Source organism: Nocardioidaceae bacterium SCSIO 66511 (assembly GCA_023100825.1).
Lineage (GTDB): Bacteria > Actinomycetota > Actinomycetes > Propionibacteriales > Nocardioidaceae > Solicola.
This window is the reverse complement of the sequence record CP095846.1, coordinates 3,522,886-3,545,397: the sequence shown is the minus strand read 5'-3', so window position 1 is coordinate 3,545,397 and position 22,512 is coordinate 3,522,886. Positions and strand designations below refer to the sequence as shown.

Sequence of the window (22,512 nt, the reverse complement as noted above, 5' to 3'; positions counted from 1 at the left end):
GCGTCAGCGGCCCTCGAAGTTCGGCGTCTCCTTGGCGAGGAACGCCGCGACGGCGGCACGATGGTCGTTCGAGGCGCCGGTCAGCGCCATCTTCTGACCTTCGTACTCGAGTGCGTCGACCAGGCTGTTCGTCGCCGCGTACGCAAGCGCGCGCCTGATCGAGGCGTACGCGAGCGTCGGACCCGCGGCCAGCTTGAGCGCGAGCTCCCGTACGTGTGCGTCGAGCTCGTCGACCGGAACGACCGTAGTGGCGAGGCCGAGGGAGAGCGCCTCGGCGGAGCCGACGGTACGCGGCATCAACAGCAGCTCCGTCGCCTTGGCGTGGCCGACCAGCCGGGGCAGTGTCCAGGAAGCGCCGGTGTCGCACGACAGCGCGATGTTGGCGAATGCGAGGTTGAAACTGGCCGGCTCGGCGAGTATCCGGAAGTCGGCGGCGAACGCGAGCGATGCCCCGGCGCCGGCCGCGACGCCATTGATCGCAGCGATCACCGGCTTTGGCATGGTTGCGATAGCCGTGGCCATGGGTGCGTAGTCGGCCGCGACGACCGACCACACCTCCTCGATCGGCTTATCGCGCAGCTGGGCGACGTGCTCGTTGAGGTCTTGCCCGACGCAGAACGCTCGACCCGAGCCCGTGAGCACCACGGCACGCGCTTCGGAGTCAGCCGAGGCCCGGTGCAGCGCGTCCTTGAGCTCTGCCCTTGACTGCTCCGTGAGGCTGTTCATCGAATCGGGACGATTCAGCGTGATCGTGGCGACGTGACTGCTCACGTCATAGGTGACTGCGTCGGCGACTTCGCTCATCTGCGCTCCTTGGCATGACATCCGGGGCTCTGTCGAAGAGTCTGCCGCATGCAGGCGACTCCAACTGTCCTGGCAGTGTTTCCCGCCGAAAGCGGCATAGGGAATAATGGTGTGAGGCATTTCGCACATCTCCCGCCGCTGTCGCCGGGAGCCGCGTGTCACTACGGAAGGGGTAACCGCATGGCGGCCATGAAGCCACGGACCGGAGACGGCCCGATGGAGGTCACCAAGGAAGGACGCGGAATCGTCATGCGCGTCCCGCTCGAAGGGGGTGGCCGGTTGGTCGTCGAGCTGAACGCTGACGAGGCCGGTGAGCTCGGGACACTGTTGCAGGGCATCGGCTGACGCCGTGCACGGTCTGAATGTTCGGTGGTCGCTTGCCGATGCGCCCGACGACACGCTCGACCGTCTGCGCGCCTACGTACGCGACACGTCGCACGAGCGCTTCAGCGGCATGGACGGTTTACGGTTCAAGACCTGGCGGGCGCGAGAGGGCGAGTGGTTCGAGGGCTGCTACGTCTTCGAGTCCGACGCCGCCCGCGCAGCGTTCCAGAAGTCATTCTCGGAGACGGCCGCCGAGTCGCCGGGCTCGGTGATCGTCGGAACATCGCCGATCTCCATCGAGGAGTGCACGATCGTCGCCGTCGCCGAGGGCGGCGATGGATTTGCGCCCTCGGCGACGTACGAGGCCTGAGCCGGCCGGTTCAGGCGAGTGCCGAGTAGCCCTTCGGCGGGATGAGCGTCGCCATCTGATGAAAGTCCAGCCAGTACGTACCCTGGCTGAACTGCGCTGAGTCCGCGACGTACACCTGGCTGGTGTCCGGGTTGTAGCCGACGATCGAGACGTAGTGGTAGATCGTCTCGTTCGGGTAGCCCGGAGGGTGGTTACCCGCGGGCGCGACGATGTTGGCGACGACGGCGCGGTCCTGGTCGACGGTTCGCACGATGTCGTCCCAGAGCTTCTGCTCCTGCTCGGCCGTCGGCGGGTCATTCGGCATCTCGGTCGTCACGTAGTTGCCGGCGCCGTGGTTGTTGAGCACATTGGTGACCTGGCTGATGTGGTCGGTGCCACCCTCGTCGGTCGGCAGTTCGCCGGCGAGGTCAGCCTGCGACGGGTACTGGCCGACGGCGGTCAACGCCACCCGGGTCGCGGCGGGACCGCACCAGTAGCCCGTCTCCTGCCACTGGTGTTCGAACGGGATGACGTGCCACGCCGCGGCGGCCTCGACGGCCGTGATGACCGGGGCAGGCGAGTCGGCCTGCGCTGCGGGCGCGGCGGTGGACAGCCCTGCTGTCATGACCAGCGCGGCCGCGAATGCGGTTGTACGTCTCATGTCGCTCTCCTTGTCGCGGTCGATCGGTTCCGGTGCAGGAGTTACCCGTTCGTACTCCGGTCGAACCGTCGCTGTCGCAGGGTGCGGCGTCGCGCGTACGCTGGATGTGCCGACGATGTGGGGTGGAAACCATGAGCGACCCGGGTATGAACGCCGTCGAACGACAGATCCAAGCCGCGCAGAATCGGGGCGCGTTCGACGATCTGCCGGGCGCCGGCAAGCCGCTGAACCTCACCAGCACCGAAGACCCCGACTGGTGGGTCAAGGGACTGATCGAACGCGAACGGCTCGACATGTCGGCCGTTCTCCCGAGCGCCGTGCAGTTGCGCAAAGAGGCCGAAGGGTTCCCGGCGTCGCTCGCCGACATCCCCCGCGAGCACACGGTGCGCGAGGTGCTCGACGACTTCAACCGGAGGGTCAAACAGGACCGTCTGCGGCCCGCCCCCTCGGGCATCCCGCAGGTCATCGCACCGCTCGTCGACGTCGACGACATGGTCGCCAGGTGGGCGGAGTTACGTCGCGCCCGCGAGCTCGGCCGCGACGAGCCGGCCGAAGCCGCGCCGCCGAAGCGCCGCTGGTGGCGTCGCCGCTAGAGCGAACCGCGTCGAGGCGGGTGACCGGCCGTCAGTGGGCCTTCTGCGCGACCAGCAGGCCGTCGCTGACCGGGAGGAGCACCGAGACGAACCGCTCGTCATCGCGGACGGTACGGCCGAGCTCTCGAATCGTGGTCGTAGCGGCGTCACGTTGTGCCGTATCGGCGACCCGACCGCCCCACAGGGCGTTGTCGAACGCCACGACGCCCCCCGGACGCAGGAGGCGGGAGGCCTCGTCGAGGTAGCCGACGTACTCGGCCTTGGCGGCATCGACGAAGATCAGGTCGTAGTGGCCGTCGGTGAGCCGCGGGAGGACCTCGAGCGCGGAGCCCGAGATGAGGCGGTACCGCTGGGACGGTATGCCCGCGTCGGTGAACGCCTCTCGGGCCAGCCGTTGGTGCTCGGCCTCGATGTCGACGGAGGTGAGTACGCCGTCGGCGCGCATTCCGCGCAGCAGCCAAAGCCCCGACACGCCGGTGCCGGTGCCGATCTCGACGACGGACTGCGCGCCGGTGAGCGAGGCGAGGAAGGTGAGGACCGAGCCGCCGCCCGACCCGATCGGGCTCACGCCGACCTCGGCGGCACGGATGCGCGCGGCCGCGATGTGTTCGTCCTCATCGAGGTACGTCTCGGCGTACGCCCAACTCTGGGGTGTCATCTCGGTAGCGATGGTCGGCTCCTTCGTGTGATCCTCTGGGTCAGCCTAGTGCCTCGCGCCGGGCCGCTGCCGGAGGTGGCCGTTGCGACGACGCCGACGATCCGGCGATTTCCGCTCCCTGTGCCCTCTTGGGGAACGGTCATCCATTTCTGGGCGTTCTCTCAGGTGAGACAGACACGATGGTGATCCGGTAACTCAGGGGTTAAGGAGCACCGTCATGACGAGCACCGAGCAGACTGTCGCCGAGGAGTCGACCGTGGCCGAATGGGCAGAGATCGTCGAGCAGCACTCGACACGTGTCTACCGGCTCGCGTACCGCCTCACCGGCAACAAGCACGATGCCGAGGACCTCACGCAGGAGGTTTTCATCCGGGTGTTCCGCTCGCTCGACAGCTTCGTTCCGGGGTCGTTCGAGGGCTGGCTCCACCGCATCACCACCAACTTGTTCCTCGACCGTGTTCGCCGGCGTCAGAAGTTCCGTTTCGACGGCTTCGCCGACGGTGCGGAGGAGCGGTTCGCCGGCTCTGACCCGTCGCCTGAGTATGCCGTCTACGACGCCAACCTCGACCCCGATGTGGAAGAGGCGCTGGCGTCGCTCTCGGAGGACTTCCGGGTAGCGGTCGTGCTGTGTGACATGGAGGGACTGTCATATGAGGAGATCGCCGATACGCTCGGCGTGAAGCTCGGCACGGTCCGCTCCCGGATCCATCGTGGCCGCCAGCAGCTGCGGCGCGCGCTTGCGCACCGCGCACCAGGCGTCGGCCGCACGCGGTTCGCCGGGCCGTTGGACGCGGTGCCAACAGGAGCCCAATGACACATCTGGGTGATCGCATCGCGGCGTTTGTCGACGGCCAGCTGCCGGACGACGAGCGTCGCATTGCTGAGGCCCACGTCGCACAATGTGACGAATGCCGGCGAAACGTACGCGAGCAGCGGCTCCTGAAGTCGCGGATGACCACGCTCGGTGAGGTACGCGCCCCTGACCACCTACTCGCCTCGCTTTCCGACGTACAACGACTCGCGGCCGTCCCGGAACCCCGATCCTCGGGCTGGCTGGACCGCTGCCTGAGGTCCAGCGCCTTTCTCGCCCTCGTCGCGGTCTCGGGTGCGACGGTGACGGTGACCGCACTCGCGTACATCATCGGCGCTCCTGCCGATCCGGGTCAGGGTGCCGTGCGCCCGCCGGTCGAACGCTTCGCGGCCGACTTCAACGAATCGGCGCCCAAGCTGCGCTCAGGCGGCGACCGAGTGGCCGCTCCTGCGGCGGTCGACACCGTCGAGGTGGCATCGTCGTCGCTGCTGGCCGACCGGCGCTCGAGAGTTGCCGCCGATGACGAGGACGCCGTCGAGCTGTTGCGTGATGCCTCGGGAGACTCGAGTTACCTCGACCAGCTGATCCGCAACTACCGCATCACGACCGGTACGTCCGGCCGGATCGACGGGCGGCAGGCGGTTGAGGTGCGCGCGTCCCGTGGCGGTCGGGTCGCAGCCGTCTTCTGGCTGGACGCTTCGACCGGACAGCTGCTGCGCCGATTGCTGTACGGCGATGACGGCGCGGTGGTCGACAGCCGCGACTTCGATACGCGAACCGCCGCCTCCCTCGGAGACGACGATGCGACTGTCACTCCGATCAGCGCGCGAACGATGGATACGCTCACGAAGTCCGGTTGGGCGTGTCACGATCTGCTCGCGCGCGATATGGGGCGAATCCGCGGACACTGGGTCGACCTCGGCGCCGACAATGTCGTACGACTCACCTACAGCGACGGGCTCAGTCGGCTCGCCGTGTACGAGCAGCGGGGCACGCTCGACCAGTCCGGCCTCGCCGGGTTCGAGCGGCGCAAGCTCGGCGGCGCCGCGGTCTGGGTACGTACGGGCGATCCGAACATCGCCGTCTGGTCGGCCGGCGGCGTCGTCTACACGGTCGTCACCGATGCCGACCCGCGCAGGCTTCGCGCCGCCTTCGAGGAGCTCCCGCACGAGCGGATCGAGAACGGCGCCGTCGACCGGGTCGAGAGCGGTCTGCGGCAGATGGGGTCCTGGGTCGCACCGTAGTGACCGCCCCCGGGGATGAAGTTCGGTGCGAATTGCACCGTGCTTCGCGGCGTACGTGGTGCAATTCGCACCGAACTTCGGGGGCGGGTCTACGTGGCCTCGGAGTCGTACGGCGGGCGCTCACCGATGCCGAGTGGCCGATGACCACGGCGTTTGCGCGGTGCCTCGGGCCCGGGATCGGGATCGTCGTCGTCTGAGTCCATCGCCTCGATCACGTTGCGGCGGACGATCTCGCGCGGATCGAGCTCGCGCAGGTTGAGATCCTTGAGGCCGTCGAAGTCGTCGCCCATCTCGGCGGCCAGATCGGATTTGGCGTCGTCCATCATGCGTCTCGCCGTACGCAGGAACCGGCCCGCCTGCCGTGCGAACTGCGGCAGTTTGTCCGGGCCGAACACCACGATGGCGACGATGGCGACGACCAGGATCTCCGCAGGTCCGATATCGAACATCGTCGCCGTCCCGTCAGATCAGAGGCTGCTGGCCGGAGAGAGGCCCAGTTGCATTCCGGCGAGCCCGCGGGAACGCCCGCTGAGACCCTTCGCGACGTCGGTGAGTTCGCGAGCGGCGGTCGAATCGGGCTCGGTGAGTACGATCGGCTTCCCGTTGTCGCCGCCCTCGCGAAGTCGGGGGTCGAGGGGCACATGTGCGAGCACCGGAACGTCGTAGCCGAAACGCTCACTGAGCGTCGACGCGACGGTCTCTGCGCCGCCGCTGCCGAACACGTCGATGCGCTCGCCGGGGTTGCTCGGGTGCTCGAGGTACGACATGTTCTCGACGACGCCGACGACACGCTGATGCATCATCGATGCCATCGTGCCTGCGCGTTCGGCGACCGAAGCCGCGGCCTGCTGCGGGGTGGTGACGACGATGACCTCGGCGTTCGCGAGGTGCTGGCCGAGGCTGATCGCCACGTCACCGGTGCCCGGGGGCAGGTCGAGCAGCAGGGCATCGAGGTCGCCCCAGTACACATCGCTCAGCATCTGTACGAGTGCGCGGTCGAGCATCGGGCCGCGCCAAGCGACGACCTGATCCTTACGCGGTTTGAGCATGCCGATGCTGATGACCTTCAGGCCGTGCACGGGCACGGGCATGATCATGTCTTCGACCTGCGTCGGACGCTGGTCACCGACACCGAGCATGTCGGGGACGGAATGGCCGTAGATGTCGGCGTCGACGATGCCGACCTTGAGACCCTGTTCGGCCATCGCGAGTGCGAGGTTGACGGTCACCGAGGACTTGCCGACACCGCCCTTACCGGATGCGATCGCATAGATCTTGGTGAGGGAGTCGGGACGCGCGAACGGGATCTCGCGCTCGGACTTGCCGCCGCGCAGCGTCTCCTGGAGTCCCTTGCGCTGCTCCTCCGACATCACCCCGAGGTCGACTTGTACGTCGTCGACGCCGTCGAGCCGAGTCAGGGCCTCGGTCACGTCGTTGGTGATCGTCGCCTTCATCGGACATCCCGCCACGGTGAGCAGCACACGTACGGTCACGGTGCCGCCGTCGACGTTCACCTCGTCGACCATGCCGAGCTCGGTGATCGGTCGCTTGATCTCGGGATCGTTGACGGACGCGAGTGTCTCGCGTACCGCAGCCTCGGTGATTGCTGCCATGTCTCGATGCTACGGGCGCGGTGCTCGTCACCCCCGCTCCGGGTCGGATACGCCGTCGGTACGCCCGGTGTTTCGATCGGAGCGCGCATCGAGCTCGCCGGCCAGGGCCCGTAGCTCCGAACGCAGGAAATCGCGGGTCGCCACCTCGCCGAGGCCCTGGCGCAGGCTCGCGACCTCGCGCGCGAGGAACTCCATATCGGCGTGCGCGCGGGTGTTCGCCGTGCGGTCCTGCTCTTGGGTGACCCGGTCTCGACCTTCCTGCCGGTTCTGGGCGAGCAGGATGAGCGGTGCGGCGTACGAGGCCTGTAGCGAGAGCATCAAGGTCAAGAAGATGAACGGGTACTCGTCCCACCGTGGCCGGTCAGGGCCCCACGGAACGTTCCAGACGATCCAGACGGCGATGAACACCGTCATGTAGCCGATGAACCGGGCCGTGCCCATGAAGCGCGCGAAGGTCTCGGCGAACCGACCGAAGGTCTCGGGATCGTAGTCCGGCCGGCGTACGCGCCGAGTGTCGACCGGCTGGTCAAGGCGCAGCCGCCGCTCGCTAGATGCCATCGGCCTCGAACCTCTCCGCGGCAGGTGCCGCACCGTCACCGGTACGCCGGTCTCGCCACCCCTTGGGCAGGAGATGGTCGAGTAGGTCGTCGACCGTGACGACGCCGAGCAGATGGGACGCGTCATCGACCACCGGGCACGCGATCATGTTGTACGCGGCCAGTAGCCGGGCGACGTCCTCGAGGGAAGACTCGGGTCGCGGCCATTCGATGTCGTTGTCGGCGATCGCGCTCACCAACGTCGACGGTGGGTCACGTAACAGCGCCTGGATGTGCGCCACGCCGAGGAACTTGCCGGTCGGTGTCTCGAGCGGCGCCCGGCACACGTAAACCATCGCCGCGAGCGAGGGGCTCAGCTCCGGCTCACGTACGCGCGCGAGTGCCTCGGCGAGAGTCGCATCCGTCGACACGATCACCGGCTCGGTGGTCATCATCGCGCCGGCGGTCCGCTCCTCGTACGTCAGCAACCGACGTACGTCCTCGGCGTCACCGGGCTCCATCAGGGTGAGGAGTCGCTCGGCGATCTGGTCCGGCAGCTCCGCGACGAGGTCCGCGGCGTCATCCGGCGACATCTCCTCGAGTACGTCCGCCGCGCGTTCGGGGTCGAGCGCGCCGAGGATCTCGACCTGGTCTGCCTCGGGCAACTCCTCCAGGACATCGGCCAGCCGCTCGTCGCCAAGCTCGGTAGCGATCTCGGAGCGCCGCTTGGACGTCAGGTCGTGCAACGCGTTGGCGAGGTCGGCCGGACGCATCGAGTCCATCGTCTCGAGCAGATGCGTCGCTCCCTGCGGCGCCCGCTCTGCGGTCAGGCCGACGACGTCGTCCCAGTCGGCCACCTGGCTGGAACCGCGCCGACCGAACCGCCGGCCCCGCTCGCGTACCGCCACCTGGCTCAGGAACCAGTCGCCTCCGCGAAGCTGCTCCATCGCGAGGTCGTAGACCGTTCCGGTGATCTCGGTCGACTTGATCGTGACGGTGCGGTCGAAGAGTTCGCCGACGACCAGACGTTCACTGGCGCGCTGCTCGAACCGGCGTACGTTCAGTACTCCGGTCGAGATGACCTGCCCGCCGTCGAGTGACGTCACCCGGGTCATTGGCAGGAAGATCCGTCGGCGCCCGAGAACCTCGACCACGAGCCCGAGCACCCGGGGATTCGTCGGCCGGATGGTCACGACGACATCGCGCACCTTGCCGACCTGGTCGCCGGATGGGTCGTACACCGCCTGGCCGACGAGCCTGGCGAGGAAGATCCGGGTCGTCGCGGTGGTCCCGGTTGGCGTCGTCACAGCTACCGAGCGTACTCGGGCGGACCGGTTTCGGACGGTGATGCCGCGCGCAACGTCGTCACCTGGTTTCGGCGACCACCCGCCGCTGCGCTTCTCGTCGCTGTCGGCTCCCTCGCCTACTTCGGTTGATGCAAAGACGCGGCGGCGCGCGAAGGCGCCACTTCGGCTCGGTTGCTTGGCGGCCGTCCTGCCACTTCGGGGCGGCCGCGGGGTAAGGTGAGTTGCTTCCCAAGGACGGTTGTCACTGTCCACGGGGAGTGTTCCTTGGGACGGTGACCGCTTGCCTTGGTACCAAGGCAAACCGCACGACGATCGGCGCGAGTGAGCAGACTTCTGCCACGTCAGCCACGTACGTACCACCGGGAACGGCAACCTTCCGCTTTGCACGGCGCATCTGTCACGCAGAGCGGAGTTTCACCATGTTTACTTGGTAAACGACGGCCCGAGCGACTCCGCGAAATCGAGGCGGACCGGCAAAGGCCGCTCCGCCGCCGTGCCGATGCCGCGACGTCACGCCTGGTCAGCGACACTTACGCAGTGAACGTTGTGCTCGCGCTGATCGGCCTCTGCGGAGTCTCGGCGTCCGGTCCGCTGATGGCCGGTGCGAATGCGCCCGCACTTGCGATCTCGTTCTGGCGCAATGCGATGGCGTCGGCCCTGCTCCTTCCCGTCGCTGCAACGGTACGCAGGCGCGAGCTGCGAGAGCTCACGTCGAGCGACCTCCGCGCGATCGTCTTCGCCGGAGCGATGCTCGCCGGTCACTTCGCCACCTGGGTGACCTCGCTCAAGATGACGTCGGTGGCATCGGCGACGGCGTTGGTGTGTCTGCAGGTCGGCTGGATCGTCTTCTTCGAGCGTCTTCGCGGTACGCCGGCCGACGGGGGTGTTGTCGTTGGCCTGCTGCTCGCGGTGGGCGGTGTCGTGGTCGTATCGGGCGTCGACCTGAGCCTGTCCACGCGGGCGCTCGTCGGCGACCTGCTCGCCCTCTTGGGCGGTGCGTTCGCGGCGCTGTACACGATGACGGGCGCGGCCGTGCGTCGGCGCGTGAGCACCATCTCGTACACGGCGCTCTGCTACACCACCTGCGCAGCGGTCCTGTTGGTCTTCGCGACGGCGAGCGGGCAGGAGCTGATCGGGTTCGATGCGCGTACGTGGGCGGCGATCGTCGGCGTGATGGTCGCGGCGCAGCTGCTCGGGCACTCCTTGTTCAACCATCTGCTCGCCGTGATGAGCCCGACCCTCGTATCGCTGATCCTGCTGCTCGAGGTGCCCGGGGCGGCGTTGCTCGCCGGGGTGTTCCTCGGGCAAGCACCCGGTTTCGGGGTGTACGTGGGCCTCTGCCTGATTCTCGCCGGGCTTGCGGTGGTCGTGACCCGCCGGCCGCCCGATGCCGACTCGGTGCCCGTCGGACCCGCCGACTGACCAGTCGCCTGTGCCCATCGTCACCCCCGAGAGGTCTCCCGCGCGTGCTACTGACGAGTTACAGTCCGGTGGCAACCCACCTGGAGGTTCTGCATGTCTGAGTCATCGCCCCTGCGCTCGCGTCGTTCCTGCCTGGCCGTACCCGGCTCGAACCCGCGGTTCCTGGAGAAGGCCAAGGGCCTCGACACCGACCAGGTGTTCCTCGACATCGAGGACGCCGTCGCGCCGCTCGCGAAGCCGGATGCCCGCAAGAACATCGTCGCGGCGCTGAACGAAGGCGGCTGGGGCGAGAAGGTCCGCGTCGTACGAGTCAACGACTGGACGACCCAGTGGACGTACCGCGATGTGATCGAGGTCGTCGAAGGGGCCGGCGCCAACTTGGACTGCATCATGCTGCCGAAGGTGCAGAGCCCCGAGCAGGTCAAGGCGCTCGACATGCTGCTCAGCCAGATCGAGACCGAGGTCGGGCTCGAGCCGGGCAGAATCGGCATCGAGGCTCAGATCGAGAACGCACAGGGTCTGATCAACGTCGATCCGATCGCGACCGCGAGCCCGCGTGTGGAGACCATCATCTTCGGCCCGGCCGACTTCATGGCGAGCATCAACATGAAGTCGCTCGTCGTCGGTGAGCAGCCGCCCGGGTACGACGTCGGCGACGCCTACCACCACATCTTGATGAGCATCCTGATGGCGGCTCGCGCGCATGACCTGCAGGCAATCGACGGCCCGTACCTGCAGGTTCGCGACACCGAGGCGTTCCGCAAGGTCGCGGGGAGGTCGGCCGCGCTCGGCTTCGACGGCAAGTGGTGCCTGCACCCCGACCAGGTCGCGGCTGCCAACGAGATGTTCAGCCCCCGCCAGGAGGACTACGACCACGCCGAGAACATCCTCGACGCGTACGAGTGGTGCACCTCCGAAGCGGGCGGCAAGACCGGTGCCGCGATGCTCGGCGACGAGATGATCGACGAGGCGTCGCGCAAGATGGCACTTGTGATCTCCGCCAAGGGCCGTGCGGCCGGTATGGAACGTACGGACCGCTGGCAGCCGCCGGCGGAATAGGCGTCGTAGCACCTGCTGGACATCTGCCCGCCATACACTGGCAACCATCGGCGCCCCGAGTGCGTCGTCTCTTCGGACGGTGCGCCCGCGGGCGCCACCATCTGTCGTGCCACAAAAGCCGCGACGTGCAGTGTAGGGCCCGGCCCGTACGACCTGATTCGTGCGTGTCGGCATGGAGATGAGGGAACCAATGGCTGTCTTGGACGGCATTCGCGCTAGGCGCGGGTGCATACCACGATGAGCGCTGCGCCAACGAGCGCTGGATCCACGCAGGACGGCGCGCAGAGCTCACTGGTACGGGTGACTCAGATCGACGCCGACGGTATCCGGGCGAGTGGCCCGACCGAAGGCGTCTACGACGTGCTGTTCGACGGCCGCCGGATCTGGTCGTTCTGGTTCCTGCGTGACTCCGAGGCCGCCGGCGACGATCGCCTCATCCGCTGGCCGCGCAGTCTGCGCAAGTACCTCGATGGCAAGACCCGAATCGTCGTTCGCGAGCACGTCGAAGAGACGGTCGTCCACGAGGACGACATCCGGTTCGGCGACTCCGACGAGCAGATCTCGGTTACCGACGCCGACGGGCACCCGCTCGCCACCGACAAGACCGGTGAGCTGCAGCGGGTCTTCGCCGGTGGAGACCCGCGTGATCGCGAGGCGTTGCTCGACACCATCGAAGATGTGCTGGCTGGCCTGCGGGAGATCGGCATCGACGCGTTCCCGGCGTACGGCACGCTGCTCGGGGCCGTACGAAACGGCAAACTGATCGGCCACGACAGCGACGCCGACCTCGCGTACGTCAGCTCGCTGACGAATCCCGTCGACCTGATCCGCGAGTCGTACCGCATCGACCGTCATCTGCGCGAGCGCGGCTACTCGGTGCAGCGGCATTCGGCTTTCGCGATGAAGATCTACGTCGAGGAGGAAGACGGCTCCGAGCGCGGACTCGACGTTTTCGGTGCGGCGTTCGTAGACGACACGCTGTACGTCATGGGCGAGATCGCCGCCGAGTTCGACCGCGCACAGGTCTATCCGCTGGGCACGTGCACCCTCGAGGGTCGTACGTTACCGGCCCCGGCCGACGCCGATGCCTGGTTGGCGATCACGTACGGTCCGAGTTGGAAGGTCCCCGACCCGGCGTTCCACTTCGAGACGCCGGTTTCGACGCGCCGCCGGCTCGACGGCTGGTTCCGGGGTACGCGCAGGTTCCGTGACGAATGGGACCGATTCTGGTCGCGCTGGCGGACGATTCCCGAGATCGAGCCGACCGACTTCGCCCGCTGGGTCGCCGACCGCGAGCCCGATGCCGACCTCATCGTCGACCTCGGCTCCGGCAAGGGCGTCGACGTGATGTGGCATTCGAGGAGCCGGAACGCGGTCGGGCTCGACTACTCCCACAACGCCGAGCGCAACGCCAGCAAATGGGCAGCCGAGGCCGGTCTCGACGCGCAGTTCGAGCCGCTCAACCTCTGCGACATGCGGTCGGTGCTCGCGACCGGGGCGTGGATCACGCGGTTGCCCGGCAAGCGGGCTGTGACGGCGCGACTGCTGGCCTGCTCATTGGACCGTCGCGTCCGCAAGAACCTCTGGCGGCTCTGCAGCATGGTCGCCCGCGACGGCACCCGCGTGTACCTCGAGGTGGTCGATCCCGATCAGCGCGGCACGCACGACGACCTCGGCCAACGGCTCCTGCGACCGGCACCGCAGCGCGTACTCCTCGAGGAGATCGAAGCGTCAGGCGGACGAGTGCTCGACCGCGAGGTGCAAGAACCCACGACAATTGCCGAACCCCGATACACGTTGATGGTGGTGACATGGGAGCAGTACGAAAGCGACTCGGCGCAGTGAAACGCCGGATCCTCCCCGCGCAGGAGGTCGACGACGAGCTCGCCCGTCGCGTCGAGTCGATGCGTCAGCGCATCGCCGTGCTCGAACGCGAGGTACAGGAGAACCGCGAGCTCAATCGCCGGCTCGCCGAGCTCACCGACGTGGTCACCGAGCTGTTGGTCCCGCTCGCAGATCGTGACGAGGCGAAGGCACGCGAGCTGCTGGACCAGTACCGCACCCAGCTCTGACGATCGCGAAGGCCGGGCGTGTGAGCCCTGTCATGGCTCGCGGCGCGGCATACCGCCATACTCGGCGCAAACCTACCCGCCAGTATCTGTTCGTGGCTGTGCTCAGAAAGGTCCACTATGGGTCGCCTTGTGTCCACTGACGGTCTCACCGATGTCCAGGAAGAGATCCTCAAGACCGTCCGTACGTTCGTCGACAACGAGATCCTTCCGGTAGCAACCGAACTCGAGCATCGCGACGAGTACCCAACCGAGATTGTCGAGGGCCTCAAGGAGCTCGGCCTGTTCGGGCTGACCATCCCCGAGGAGTACGGCGGTCTCGGCGAGTCGCTGCTGACGTACGCGCTCGTGGTCGAGGAGATCGCGCGCGGCTGGATGAGCGTCTCGGGCGTCATCAACACCCACTTCATCGTCGCGTACATGCTGATGCAGCACGGCACACCGGAACAGAAGCAGAAGTACCTGCCCAGGATGGCCACCGGCGAGGTACGCGGCGCATTCTCGATGTCGGAGCCCGGTCTCGGCTCCGACGTCTCGGCGATCAAGACCAAGGCGACTAAAACCGATGACGGCGGGTACGAGATCACCGGCCAGAAGATGTGGCTGACCAACGGCGGCTCCGCCAACCTCGTCGCGCTGCTGGTACGCACCGACCTCGACGACGAGAACAGGTCGAAGCCGCACCAGAACATGTCCACCTTCCTGGTCGAGAAGGAGTCGGGCTTCGGCGAGACCGCGCAAGGCATCACCGTGCCCGGCAAGCTGGAGAAGATGGGCTACAAGGGCGTCGACACGACCGAGCTCATCCTCGACAAGCACCGGATCGACGCCGACCAGATCCTCGGCGGTGAGCCCGGCCGCGGCTTCTACCAGATGATGGACGGCGTCGAGGTCGGTCGCGTCAATGTCGCTGCTCGTGGCGTCGGCGTCGCCAACCGCGCGTTCGAGCTCGGCGTCGCGTACGCCCAGGAGCGGGAGACGTTCGGCAAGAAGATCGCCGAACACCAGGCCGTGCTCTTCCGCATCGCCGAGATGGGTACGAAGGTCGAGGCGGCGCATGCAATGGTCGTCGGCGCCGCACGGAAGAAGGACTCCGGCGAGCGCAACGATCTCGAGGCCGGCATGGCGAAGTACCTCGCGAGCGAGTACTGCGCCGAGGTCGTCGAGGATTCCTTCCGAATCCACGGCGGCTACGGATTCTCCAAGGAGTACGAGATCGAGCGGCTATACCGAGAGGCGCCGATGTTGCTGATCGGCGAAGGCACGGCCGACATCCAGCGGATGATCATCGGTCGCCGCCTGCTGGAGGAGTACAAGACCAGCTGAGGCTCGCTGCGCACTACACTCGAGTTACTCGATCCGACCGCTGGAGGTCCGATGGCTTCGAATGTGCAACGACCGTCCATCCAGCTCGACTACCCCTGGTCGCTCGGTACGTACGACGACTACGCCGACGCGCAGAAGGCAGTCGACTACCTGTCCGATGAGGAGTTCCCGGTCGAGAACTGCATGATCGTCGGCACCGACCTCAAGCAGGTGGAGCGCGTCACCGGGCGGTTGACGTACGGACGCGCCGCGGCGGCCGGTGCCGCGTCGGGTGCGTGGTTCGGCGTGTTCATCGGTCTGATGCTCGGGTTGTTCTCCGAAGAAGGCAGCTGGCTCGCCGTCGTACTGAGCGCCGCCCTCGTCGGCATCGTCTTCGGTGCGGTCTTCGGCATCGTCGGTTATGCGATGACCGGCGGCCGCCGCGACTTCACCTCGGTCACCCAGGTCATCGCCACCAAGTACGAAGTGCTCGTCGAGCACAAGCATCTGGCGAAGGCTCAGGAGCTGTTGCAGAAGATGCCGGGCAACAAGATCGAGTGGTAGGAGTCGGCTTGACGCGCCCGGCCGGCAGCGCGCGGATGACAGGAGACCGCGGGCGTGCTAGATCCGGTGATCTGGCCGCCGACTTCCGCTGGCAGGCCGAGGCATGCGCGAAGATCGGCTCGCCGATGTACGCCCAGTTGCTCGGTCGAATTGCCGACGACATCGAGGCGCACGGCGTCACGGCCAAGGTGCTCGCCGGTCATGAGTACGACCCCGGTCCGAGCGCGTTGGCACTTCGGTTGGCCGGTGGTCTGCACCGCCTCGTGCTCGCCGGCGAGGCCGAGGAGCTGGCGGCGTACTACCCGACGGTCGGTGGTACCTGGAACCTCACAGGCGCCTGGCCGCACGTACGCGAGCTGCTCCGCGATCGGGGCGAGGATCTCTCGACCATGCTCGACCAGCCACCGCAGACCAACGAGGTCGGGCGCTCCGCGGCATTGCTGGGTGGTTTGCTGCGCATCGCCGACCGGCTGATGCTGCCCATCCGACTCTTCGAGATCGGTGCGTCGGCCGGGTTGAACCTGCGCGCCGACCGATTCCGCTACACCTTTCCGCGATTCGACCCCAATGTCGCCGACCCCGGCACCGCGGCATGGGGTCCGGAGGGGAGCACTCTGCAGCTCGATGACGTCTGGCGCGGACCGCTGCCGCCACTCGATGCGCCGCTCGACATCGTGGAGCGGGTCGGCGCCGATATCGCACCACTCGATCCGACCACCCTCGACGGCCGGATCGCCGTCGAGTCATACGTATGGCCCGATATGCCGGAGCGGGTCGCGCGGGTACGCGGTGCTCTCGCGGTCGCCCGAGCCGTGCCCGCGACGATGCTCGAATGCGATGCGGTGACTACATTGCACAACCTCGAGCTGACACCGGGCACGACGACGGTGCTGTGGCATTCGGTGATGTGGCAGTACCTCGAGGCGGCCGATCGCGAGGCCTGTGAGGAGCGGATCGCAGAGCTCGGCGCGCAAGGCACGCCGCAGATGCCGTTCGCCCATCTGGCGTTGGAGCCTGCGCGCCGTACGCCGGACTCGCCGCACGAGTTCCTCGTCGCGCTCACCACCTGGCCGTGGGGTGAGCGCACCATCATCGGTTCGGCGGCTCCGCACGGGATACCCACGATCTGGGAGGCGACGTGACGGCGTGGCTCGTACGTCACGGTGAGACCGAGTGGTCGGCGGCAGGCCGGCACACCTCGCACACCGACCTGCCGCTCACGGCGAACGGAGAGCGCCAGGCCCTTGCTGTTCGCGATGCCGTGCACGGGGTCGACTTCGACGCCGTCCTGGCCAGCCCGCGACTACGTGCACGGCGTACCGCAGAGCTGGCCGGATACCCCGATCCCGAGGTCGACCCCGACCTGGTCGAGTGGGACTACGGCGAGTACGAAGGCGTCACAACCGCGAAGATCAGAGAGAGCGTTCCGGGCTGGACCGTGTGGACCCACCCCGTGCCGGGCGGTGAAAGCACTGCGCACCTCACCGAGCGACTCGACCGGGTCGTGGAGCGGCTGCGGTCGTACCCCGGGCGTGTCCTCGTGTTCGGGCACGGTCACGCGTTACGGGCCCTGGCCGCACGGTGGCTCGGCGAGCCGGTCGCTCTCGGCCGCTATCTGCGCCTCCACACGGCCACCGTCTCGGTGCTGAGCGACGATCGAGGCACGCCCGTCATCGACCGCTGGAACGCGTGAGGCTGCTCACCTCGACGCCCCGCGCCGCCTCGGATCGGCCATGATGTGCTGAGTCCCGACGGCGCTGGAGGAGTAGAGAATGCAGTTCGGTCGTAGCTACGAGGAGTTCGAGGTCGGCGCGACGTACAAGCACTGGCCCGGCAAGACGGTCACCGAGTACGACGATCACCTGTTCTGCCTGATCACGATGAACCACCACCCGTTGCACCTGGACGCGAACTACGCAGGCGAGACGACCCAGTTCGGCAAGAACGTCGTCGTGGGCAACTACATCTACTCGCTGCTGCTCGGCATGAGCGTTCCCGACATCTCCGGCAAGGCGATCGCGAACCTCGAGGTGGAGTCGCTGAAGCACGTCGCGCCGACGTTCCACGGCGACACCATCTACGGTGAGACCCAGGTGCTCGACAAGTGGGAGAGCAAGAGCAAGGACGACCGCGGTGTCGTGTACGTGGAGACCAAGGGCTACAACCAGGACGGCACCATGGTCTGCGTGTTCCGCCGCAAGGTGATGGTGCCGAAGCAGAACTACCTCGATGCACGCGGCGGAGAGCAACCCGGCCGTCCGGTCGTCTCTGACGCCTGACGTACGCGCGTCGAGTTGACGTCGACCCGTAGTCGGGGCAGCGTTCGGTGCATGTCGGAGCTTCTCGAGCCGTCGGTCCACCGGCTGCTCACCTGCGCGACCCAGTCGGAGCTACCCGCCTGGGTGCCCTGGCCGATGCCGGCGGGCTGGGCGGTGAGCGGCATCGGGCACGGTATCGACGGCGCGACCGTTGTCGCATGCAGCGGACCGGCTCTCGTCGATGGCGTTGCCGACATCTTCGTGATCAGCGAGGAGCCGGGCGGATCGGTCGGGCCCGCGGCCGTCGGCGCTTCGTACGCCGGTGGTGGGCTGGCGCCCGAACGTCAGGCGGCCGATGTGCATATCTCGGTCGACGATCGGCGCGCGCCGATGTGGCGGGTCGACAGCTCAGCCGACCGTGATGTCGTGCTCGGGGAGGCGGCCGGGCGTTGGCTCTGGCTGGTGATGTTCCCCGACTCCACCTCGCTGCTGTTGAGCGACGACTTTCGGCTCAAGGCGCTCTCGGATCTGCTCGGCGAGCTGGACCTGATACCGGTGACGGGGCTGACGTCGAGGCGCCCGTGGTGACGGAGCCCTTGCGAATCGACCTGCACACGCATTCGGACCGCTCGGACGGCACTGACTCGCCGGCCGAACTCGTCCGGAAGGCGCACGCCTCCGGGCTCGATGTCGTTGCACTCACCGATCACGATTCGATGGCCGGTTGGGAGGAGGCTGAGCGTGCGGCCGCCGACGTCGGCATCACGCTGGTACGCGGGCTCGAGATCTCCTGCGAGCACGAGGGCTCGAGCGTTCACCTACTCGCGTACGAGCCCGACCCGCAGTACGCCCGGCTGCTTGCCGAACTGGAACGCGTACTCGCCGGACGCAACGGCCGGCTTCCTCGTACGATCGAGCGTCTGCGCGCGCTGGGCATGACGATCTCCGTCGAGGACGTACACGCGGTCGCCGAAGACGCCGTCGCGACGGGGCGTCCGCATGTCGCCGATGCACTGGTCGCCCGCGGGTACGTCGCCAACCGGGACGAGGCGTTCGACCGGTTCCTGAAGGCGGGCCGCCCGGCGTACGTACACCGGTATGCAGCCGACCTGACGGCGATGATCGAGCTGGTGGTCGAGGCGGGTGGCGTGGCCGTGATCGCACATCCGTGGGGGAGACGCGCCGGCAGCGCACTGGATCGCGATGCGATCGCCGATCTGCAAGCTGCCGGCCTCAGCGGGGTCGAGGTCGACCACAACGACCACCCGGAGCCCGTACGCGAAGAGTTGCGTGCGATCGCACGGGACCTCGACCTGATCGTCACCGGCTCCAGTGACTATCACGGCACCGGCAAGATCGACTTCGAGCTCGGCTGCAATACGACGGCGCCGGAGGAGTACGCGCGGCTGATGAGCGCGGCCGGCGTCGGTCGCTGATCGCGGCGGGCGGGAACGACCAGTGAACCGACAAAGACCAGACCGGCGGCGCGAGCGGCGGTGACGAGCCAGATCAGAGTGATGATGCGGGAGCCCGTGCGGCCGCAACGCGCAGGCCGATGAGCAGGCGGGATCGAATCGTCATCACGGCTCCGTTCGGGTGGTCGATCGCAGGCGTAGGTAGGTCGGGGCAAGTAGCGCAAGGAGCGCTACGAGCAGAGCGCCACCGAGGATCTGCGTGGCCGTGCTCATCCTGGATGTACGGGCGGCGGCGCAGTCGGCGTTGATGCCGCGATAGACCGTCATCGAGTCAGGGTCTTCTGCAGGCAACTCAGCGGTGATGCGGTCGATGACATCTTCGCCGCGTACGATCTCGAAGCGTGGCCGGAGATGCTCGCCGGTGTCCAGCAGTGGCGCGTCGGCAAGTGCCCCGCTGCGCTCTGACGAACCGTCGTTTGTGTCATCGGTGCACGACACCAAGATGTCGTGCTCGTTCTCCACGATGTCCGATGAGTACGTGAGCTCGGGGGCGTTCCAGGTCAGCGCGACCGCGATGCACACGAGGACCGCACTCAATAGGGCGAAACAACAACGGATGATCACGGCTGCTGTGCCTCGTCATCGTCGTTCTGCTGATCGGTGACCGTCGGCGTCTGGTCGGCGTACGTCTCGGTTGGCGCAAAATCGGGGCGTTTCGACCCGTCCCGGAGCCGAACGAAACTCACCGAGGCGAGGCAGATCCCGAGGACCACCGCGAGCATGAGGATCCACACGGTGACCTCGAGTCGTTTGGTGGCAGCGCTCGCACACGCTGTGTCGATGCCGTCAGACGGATTGAACGCCTGGGCGGTGCCGCTGAAACGCTCCGCCTCCTGCTGCTCCCAGGCGTCGTACGCGCCTTCGCCGGAGGTGACCTCATAGCTGTACCCGGATGTCGACGGTCTGGACAGCCGTTGTCCGGCGAATCCCTGTCCCGTTGACCGACACTCGATCTGCACCGTTTCGCCGGTCGGTTCCAAGTCTTCGTACGTCAGCGTCGGCTCGGCTGTCGAGACGATGGCCGCGAGAACCAGTGTGGCCGCGGCCGCGCAGCCGAAGATCCACTGCCAGACGAGCAGGACCCGATCCTGGGAGTACGGTGTCTCGTCGGGCGCGGGCTGTCGGTCAGTAGTTTCGTCCATGGACATCGGACCCCTCCGGTCTTGTTGGTCACGAGCATGTCGGAACGCGCTGGCGTTCCGCTTTCAGATCGCTGACACCCGAGTCGGAGCCGGCGGCGGTCGGGCACAATGGGGCGATGACTCGCACGCTCGCGGTGGCGAACCAGAAGGGCGGCGTCGCGAAGACGACGACTGTCGCATCGCTCGGCGTCGCACTCCGCGAGCTCGGTCGGCGCGTACTTCTGGTCGACCTCGACCCGCAAGCGTGCTTGACGTTCTCGCTTGGCATCGACCCCGAAGACCTCGACACTTCCGTCCACAACGTTCTTGCCCGCGACAAGCAGCCGGCAGACGTATGCGTGTGCACCGAGGAAGGGATCGACCTACTGCCCGCGACTATCGAACTCGCGGCGGCCGAGGCGGCTTTGCTCACCCGTACCGGTCGCGAGCAGGCGGTACGCGCTGCGCTCGACGGGTTCGCCGACGACTACGACTGGGTGCTGCTCGACTGCCCGCCATCACTCGGAATCCTCACCGTCGGCGCACTATCGGCCGCCGACGAGGTGCTCATCCCCCTGCAATGCGAGACGTTATCGCATCGTGGTGTCGGCCAGCTGCTCGACACTGTCTACGACGTACGCGAGTTCACCAACCAGCGCCTTGAGGTGCTCGGCCTCTTGCCCACGATGTACGACGGGCGTACCAAGCATGCGAAGGCGGTCCTCGACACGATCAGCGAGACGTACGAACTGCCGGTCATCGGACCGCCGATCCCGAAGACGATCCGCTTCGCCGAGGCGCCTGCCCTCGGACGCTCCATCCTGGGCACGTCGAAGTCGCATCGCGGCGCAGCGGCGTACCGCGAGGTCGCTGCGACTCTCGACCGCAGCGCCTGACCTCTCATGACGGGCGCGGTTTGCCTTGGTACCAAGGCAAACCGCGCTGTCCCAAGGGAGACGTCCCGTGGACAGTGACAACCCTCCTTGGGAAGCACCAAACCTTACCCCGAAACCATCCCAAGGTGGCCGGAAAGCCGCCAAGCAACCGAACCGAAGACCCGGCTCCGCGCGTCGCCGCGTCCTTTTCCCAGCCGAGGCGCCGACGGCGGCGAGGAATCGGGCAGGCGGGTAGTCGCACCGGAGCAAGGCGAAAGCCGACCGCGAACCCGAACCGAGCGGCGGTGTCACCAAAAGACCCGGGATCCGGCCGACAAGCCGACCGAGGAGGATGACGCGGCCCACGAGATCGCTACCATGGCAAGGTGGCTAGTCATCGTCGTACGTCGTCGCGTCATCGCGACGGTGCGACGACGTGGCAGCGCAATGCCGCTCTACTGGGCCGCGGCGGTCTGCTGCTCGCCACGTTCTTGGTCACCGGCATCATCGCCGTCGTGGCGTTCGGTCCGTGGGGCGAGAATGCGAACACCTCTGCGTACGCTGACGACCCGACATTGCCGGTCATCAGCGACGGCATCGACGATCTGGCCGCGCAGCTCGCCGTCGAGCCGGGGCCCGAGCAGCAGTCGGAGCCGACGTCGAGTGCCGACGTCCCGCGCCGGTCCGGGTCGGGCCGGCGGGTGGTGTTCGACATCTCGGGCCAGCGAGTCTGGATCATCGGTGCGAACGACAAGGTGCGTTCTACGTACCGCGTATCGGGTAGTCGCTCGGAGAACCTCTCACCCGGTCGGTACCGCGTCTTCTCCCGGTCGCGGCATGCGGTCGGCTTCGGCGGCCACAGCACGATGGAGTACTTCGTACGGTTCGCCCGCGGGAAGAACTCCAACATCGGGTTCCACGACATCCCGGTAGACGGGTCGGGCAAGCGCATCCAGTCCTTCGATGCGCTCGGCACGCCGCAGTCGGCGGGCTGCATCCGGCAGCGCCGCTCGGATGCGAAGGTGATGTGGCGGTTCGCGCAGATGCATACCCGCGTCGTGGTCGTGGCCTGACGCAACGCGCTAGTGGTCGCCGGGAGCGCCCTCACCGTCGTTGGCAGGCGCGAACAGGGATATCACCCAGCCGACGAGCGGCGTCAGAAGTCCGGCCAATACGACGATGGCAAGGAACGCCTGGCCGGAGCCGCGCGAGTACGTGACGGCGGCGAGCAGCGCAGACACGGCGCCGGTCCCGACGAAGCCGGTCGCCGCGTACGGAAACGCATCGAGCCTCTGCGGGAGGCCGGCGCGGTGCGCGAGCAAGGCGATTCCGATGACGCTCCAGGCGACGGCTATGCACAGATAGGTGACCCAGTACGAATGTTCGAACACGTTGCTCCTCCGGCATGCATCGCGGCGGAGCACAGAGTAGTGCACCCCCGGATCTCCGGGGGTGCGATCGGCC

General features: G+C 67.2%; 28 protein-coding genes. 18 read left to right on the top strand and 10 right to left on the bottom strand.

Features of this window, described 5'->3' with window-relative positions:
- Positions 1-3 precede the first annotated feature (3 nt).
- Positions 4-804 (bottom strand): enoyl-CoA hydratase-related protein, encoded by an 801-nt coding sequence (locus tag MU582_16735; protein ID UPK74067.1) that lies wholly within the window; start codon positions 802-804, stop codon positions 4-6.
- Positions 805-984: 180 nt separating this feature from the next.
- Between MU582_16735 and MU582_16730 the strand changes: the two genes are divergently transcribed.
- The gene (locus tag MU582_16730) at positions 985-1,149 is read left to right on the top strand and encodes a DUF3117 domain-containing protein (GenBank protein UPK74066.1); all 165 of its coding nucleotides are present in this window, start codon (positions 985-987) and stop codon (positions 1,147-1,149) included.
- A gap of 4 nt (positions 1,150-1,153) precedes the next feature.
- Entirely contained in the window at positions 1,154-1,498 is a 345-nt protein-coding gene (locus MU582_16725; protein ID UPK74065.1) for a hypothetical protein, read from the top strand.
- A 10-nt stretch (positions 1,499-1,508) separates the two neighbouring features.
- Here MU582_16725 and MU582_16720 read toward each other — a convergent pair whose 3' ends face one another.
- Positions 1,509-2,138, bottom strand: coding sequence for a C39 family peptidase (locus tag MU582_16720; protein ID UPK74064.1), 630 nt, complete (start codon positions 2,136-2,138; stop codon positions 1,509-1,511).
- A gap of 131 nt (positions 2,139-2,269) precedes the next feature.
- Here MU582_16720 and MU582_16715 point away from each other — a divergent pair, with 131 nt between their 5' ends.
- Positions 2,270-2,731, top strand: a complete 462-nt coding sequence (locus MU582_16715) for a DUF1992 domain-containing protein (GenBank protein UPK74063.1) — start codon at positions 2,270-2,272, stop codon at positions 2,729-2,731.
- Positions 2,732-2,762: 31 nt separating this feature from the next.
- Here the strand turns inward: MU582_16715 and MU582_16710 are convergent, their stop codons facing one another.
- Positions 2,763-3,389 carry an O-methyltransferase gene (locus MU582_16710; GenBank protein UPK74062.1) on the bottom strand — a complete coding sequence of 209 codons (627 nt, stop codon included), beginning with the start codon at positions 3,387-3,389 and terminating at the stop codon, positions 2,763-2,765.
- 217 nt (positions 3,390-3,606) lie between these two features.
- On the opposite strand from MU582_16710, the gene sigE reads away from it, so the two are divergent.
- Both sigE and MU582_16700 read left to right on the top strand, forming a co-directional pair.
- On the top strand, positions 3,607-4,203 hold the full coding sequence (sigE, locus tag MU582_16705) for an RNA polymerase sigma factor SigE (protein UPK74061.1): 597 nt from the start codon (positions 3,607-3,609) through the stop codon (positions 4,201-4,203).
- Positions 4,200-5,444 (top strand): zf-HC2 domain-containing protein, encoded by a 1,245-nt coding sequence (locus MU582_16700; GenBank protein ID UPK74060.1) that lies wholly within the window; start codon positions 4,200-4,202, stop codon positions 5,442-5,444. Before sigE ends, MU582_16700 begins: the two co-directional genes overlap by 4 nt.
- A gap of 89 nt (positions 5,445-5,533) precedes the next feature.
- On the opposite strand, the gene MU582_16695 is transcribed toward MU582_16700, so the two are convergent.
- From MU582_16695 to MU582_16680, 4 genes are read right to left on the bottom strand one after another with little or no spacing between them, the layout of a single operon-like run.
- Positions 5,534-5,893, bottom strand: coding sequence for a sec-independent translocase (locus MU582_16695; protein ID UPK74059.1), 360 nt, complete (start codon positions 5,891-5,893; stop codon positions 5,534-5,536).
- Positions 5,894-5,911: 18 nt separating this feature from the next.
- Complete coding sequence (locus MU582_16690) at positions 5,912-7,057, bottom strand: Mrp/NBP35 family ATP-binding protein (protein ID UPK74058.1); 1,146 nt, start codon at positions 7,055-7,057, stop codon at positions 5,912-5,914.
- A gap of 27 nt (positions 7,058-7,084) precedes the next feature.
- Positions 7,085-7,615, bottom strand: coding sequence for a DUF1003 domain-containing protein (locus tag MU582_16685; protein UPK74057.1), 531 nt, complete (start codon positions 7,613-7,615; stop codon positions 7,085-7,087).
- The gene (locus MU582_16680) at positions 7,605-8,900 is read right to left on the bottom strand and encodes a CBS domain-containing protein (protein UPK74056.1); all 1,296 of its coding nucleotides are present in this window, start codon (positions 8,898-8,900) and stop codon (positions 7,605-7,607) included. The genes MU582_16685 and MU582_16680 overlap by 11 nt, the downstream gene beginning before the upstream one ends.
- Positions 8,901-9,437: 537 nt before the next feature.
- On the opposite strand from MU582_16680, the gene MU582_16675 reads away from it, so the two are divergent.
- The 11 genes from MU582_16675 (at position 9,438) to MU582_16625 (ending at position 19,013) form a co-directional block, all read left to right on the top strand.
- Complete coding sequence (locus MU582_16675) at positions 9,438-10,322, top strand: DMT family transporter (GenBank protein ID UPK74055.1); 885 nt, start codon at positions 9,438-9,440, stop codon at positions 10,320-10,322.
- A gap of 93 nt (positions 10,323-10,415) precedes the next feature.
- On the top strand, positions 10,416-11,381 hold the full coding sequence (locus MU582_16670) for a CoA ester lyase (protein UPK74054.1): 966 nt from the start codon (positions 10,416-10,418) through the stop codon (positions 11,379-11,381).
- 237 nt (positions 11,382-11,618) lie between these two features.
- On the top strand, positions 11,619-13,226 hold the full coding sequence (locus MU582_16665; GenBank protein ID UPK74053.1) for a hypothetical protein: 1,608 nt from the start codon (positions 11,619-11,621) through the stop codon (positions 13,224-13,226).
- Positions 13,193-13,453 carry a hypothetical protein gene (locus tag MU582_16660; protein UPK74052.1) on the top strand — a complete coding sequence of 87 codons (261 nt, stop codon included), beginning with the start codon at positions 13,193-13,195 and terminating at the stop codon, positions 13,451-13,453. Before MU582_16665 ends, MU582_16660 begins: the two co-directional genes overlap by 34 nt.
- A 117-nt stretch (positions 13,454-13,570) precedes the next feature.
- Positions 13,571-14,776 (top strand): acyl-CoA dehydrogenase family protein, encoded by a 1,206-nt coding sequence (locus tag MU582_16655; GenBank protein ID UPK74051.1) that lies wholly within the window; start codon positions 13,571-13,573, stop codon positions 14,774-14,776.
- Between the two features lie 51 nt (positions 14,777-14,827).
- Positions 14,828-15,319 (top strand): hypothetical protein, encoded by a 492-nt coding sequence (locus tag MU582_16650; protein ID UPK74050.1) that lies wholly within the window; start codon positions 14,828-14,830, stop codon positions 15,317-15,319.
- Positions 15,320-15,327: 8 nt separating this feature from the next.
- Positions 15,328-16,461, top strand: coding sequence for a DUF2332 domain-containing protein (locus MU582_16645; protein ID UPK74049.1), 1,134 nt, complete (start codon positions 15,328-15,330; stop codon positions 16,459-16,461).
- Positions 16,458-17,012 (top strand): histidine phosphatase family protein, encoded by a 555-nt coding sequence (locus MU582_16640; protein UPK74048.1) that lies wholly within the window; start codon positions 16,458-16,460, stop codon positions 17,010-17,012. The genes MU582_16645 and MU582_16640 overlap by 4 nt, the downstream gene beginning before the upstream one ends.
- Positions 17,013-17,091: 79 nt before the next feature.
- Positions 17,092-17,598 carry a MaoC family dehydratase gene (locus tag MU582_16635; protein ID UPK74047.1) on the top strand — a complete coding sequence of 169 codons (507 nt, stop codon included), beginning with the start codon at positions 17,092-17,094 and terminating at the stop codon, positions 17,596-17,598.
- 51 nt (positions 17,599-17,649) lie between these two features.
- Positions 17,650-18,165: a hypothetical protein gene (locus MU582_16630; protein UPK74046.1), complete on the top strand. Its 516-nt coding sequence runs from the start codon at positions 17,650-17,652 to the stop codon at positions 18,163-18,165.
- Complete coding sequence (locus MU582_16625) at positions 18,162-19,013, top strand: PHP domain-containing protein (GenBank protein ID UPK74045.1); 852 nt, start codon at positions 18,162-18,164, stop codon at positions 19,011-19,013. Before MU582_16630 ends, MU582_16625 begins: the two co-directional genes overlap by 4 nt.
- Positions 19,014-19,157: 144 nt before the next feature.
- On the opposite strand, the gene MU582_16620 is transcribed toward MU582_16625, so the two are convergent.
- Positions 19,158-19,616, bottom strand: a complete 459-nt coding sequence (locus MU582_16620) for a hypothetical protein (protein ID UPK74044.1) — start codon at positions 19,614-19,616, stop codon at positions 19,158-19,160.
- Entirely contained in the window at positions 19,613-20,194 is a 582-nt protein-coding gene (locus MU582_16615; GenBank protein UPK74043.1) for a hypothetical protein, read from the bottom strand. The genes MU582_16620 and MU582_16615 overlap by 4 nt, the downstream gene beginning before the upstream one ends.
- 116 nt (positions 20,195-20,310) lie before the next feature.
- Between MU582_16615 and MU582_16610 the strand changes: the two genes are divergently transcribed.
- The gene (locus MU582_16610; GenBank protein ID UPK74042.1) at positions 20,311-21,069 is read left to right on the top strand and encodes a ParA family protein; all 759 of its coding nucleotides are present in this window, start codon (positions 20,311-20,313) and stop codon (positions 21,067-21,069) included.
- Between the two features lie 365 nt (positions 21,070-21,434).
- Complete coding sequence (locus tag MU582_16605) at positions 21,435-22,121, top strand: L,D-transpeptidase (GenBank protein ID UPK74041.1); 687 nt, start codon at positions 21,435-21,437, stop codon at positions 22,119-22,121.
- A gap of 9 nt (positions 22,122-22,130) precedes the next feature.
- Here MU582_16605 and MU582_16600 read toward each other — a convergent pair whose 3' ends face one another.
- The gene (locus MU582_16600; GenBank protein ID UPK74040.1) at positions 22,131-22,439 is read right to left on the bottom strand and encodes a hypothetical protein; all 309 of its coding nucleotides are present in this window, start codon (positions 22,437-22,439) and stop codon (positions 22,131-22,133) included.
- Between the last annotated feature and the right edge of the window lie 73 nt (positions 22,440-22,512).

Excerpts from the sequence above, each read along its gene's own strand:
- sigE (UPK74061.1), top strand. The coding sequence starts at position 3,607 with ATGACGAGCACCGAGCAGACTGTCGCCGAGGAGTCGACCGTGGCCGAA.
- MU582_16655 (UPK74051.1), top strand. The coding sequence starts at position 13,571 with ATGGGTCGCCTTGTGTCCACTGACGGTCTCACCGATGTCCAGGAAGAG.
- MU582_16670 (UPK74054.1), top strand. The coding sequence starts at position 10,416 with ATGTCTGAGTCATCGCCCCTGCGCTCGCGTCGTTCCTGCCTGGCCGTA.
- MU582_16665 (UPK74053.1), top strand. The coding sequence starts at position 11,619 with ATGAGCGCTGCGCCAACGAGCGCTGGATCCACGCAGGACGGCGCGCAG.
- MU582_16700 (UPK74060.1), top strand. The coding sequence starts at position 4,200 with ATGACACATCTGGGTGATCGCATCGCGGCGTTTGTCGACGGCCAGCTG.
- MU582_16730 (UPK74066.1), top strand. The coding sequence starts at position 985 with ATGGCGGCCATGAAGCCACGGACCGGAGACGGCCCGATGGAGGTCACC.
- MU582_16715 (UPK74063.1), top strand. The coding sequence starts at position 2,270 with ATGAGCGACCCGGGTATGAACGCCGTCGAACGACAGATCCAAGCCGCG.
- MU582_16630 (UPK74046.1), top strand. The coding sequence starts at position 17,650 with ATGTCGGAGCTTCTCGAGCCGTCGGTCCACCGGCTGCTCACCTGCGCG.
- MU582_16685 (UPK74057.1), bottom strand. The coding sequence starts at position 7,615 with ATGGCATCTAGCGAGCGGCGGCTGCGCCTTGACCAGCCGGTCGACACT.
- MU582_16610 (UPK74042.1), top strand. The coding sequence starts at position 20,311 with ATGACTCGCACGCTCGCGGTGGCGAACCAGAAGGGCGGCGTCGCGAAG.
- MU582_16650 (UPK74050.1), top strand. The coding sequence starts at position 14,828 with ATGGCTTCGAATGTGCAACGACCGTCCATCCAGCTCGACTACCCCTGG.
- MU582_16660 (UPK74052.1), top strand. The coding sequence starts at position 13,193 with ATGGGAGCAGTACGAAAGCGACTCGGCGCAGTGAAACGCCGGATCCTC.
- MU582_16635 (UPK74047.1), top strand. The coding sequence starts at position 17,092 with ATGCAGTTCGGTCGTAGCTACGAGGAGTTCGAGGTCGGCGCGACGTAC.
- MU582_16735 (UPK74067.1), bottom strand. The coding sequence starts at position 804 with ATGAGCGAAGTCGCCGACGCAGTCACCTATGACGTGAGCAGTCACGTC.
- MU582_16690 (UPK74058.1), bottom strand. The coding sequence starts at position 7,057 with ATGGCAGCAATCACCGAGGCTGCGGTACGCGAGACACTCGCGTCCGTC.
- MU582_16615 (UPK74043.1), bottom strand. The coding sequence starts at position 20,194 with ATGGACGAAACTACTGACCGACAGCCCGCGCCCGACGAGACACCGTAC.
- MU582_16695 (UPK74059.1), bottom strand. The coding sequence starts at position 5,893 with ATGTTCGATATCGGACCTGCGGAGATCCTGGTCGTCGCCATCGTCGCC.
- MU582_16720 (UPK74064.1), bottom strand. The coding sequence starts at position 2,138 with ATGAGACGTACAACCGCATTCGCGGCCGCGCTGGTCATGACAGCAGGG.
- MU582_16710 (UPK74062.1), bottom strand. The coding sequence starts at position 3,389 with ATGACACCCCAGAGTTGGGCGTACGCCGAGACGTACCTCGATGAGGAC.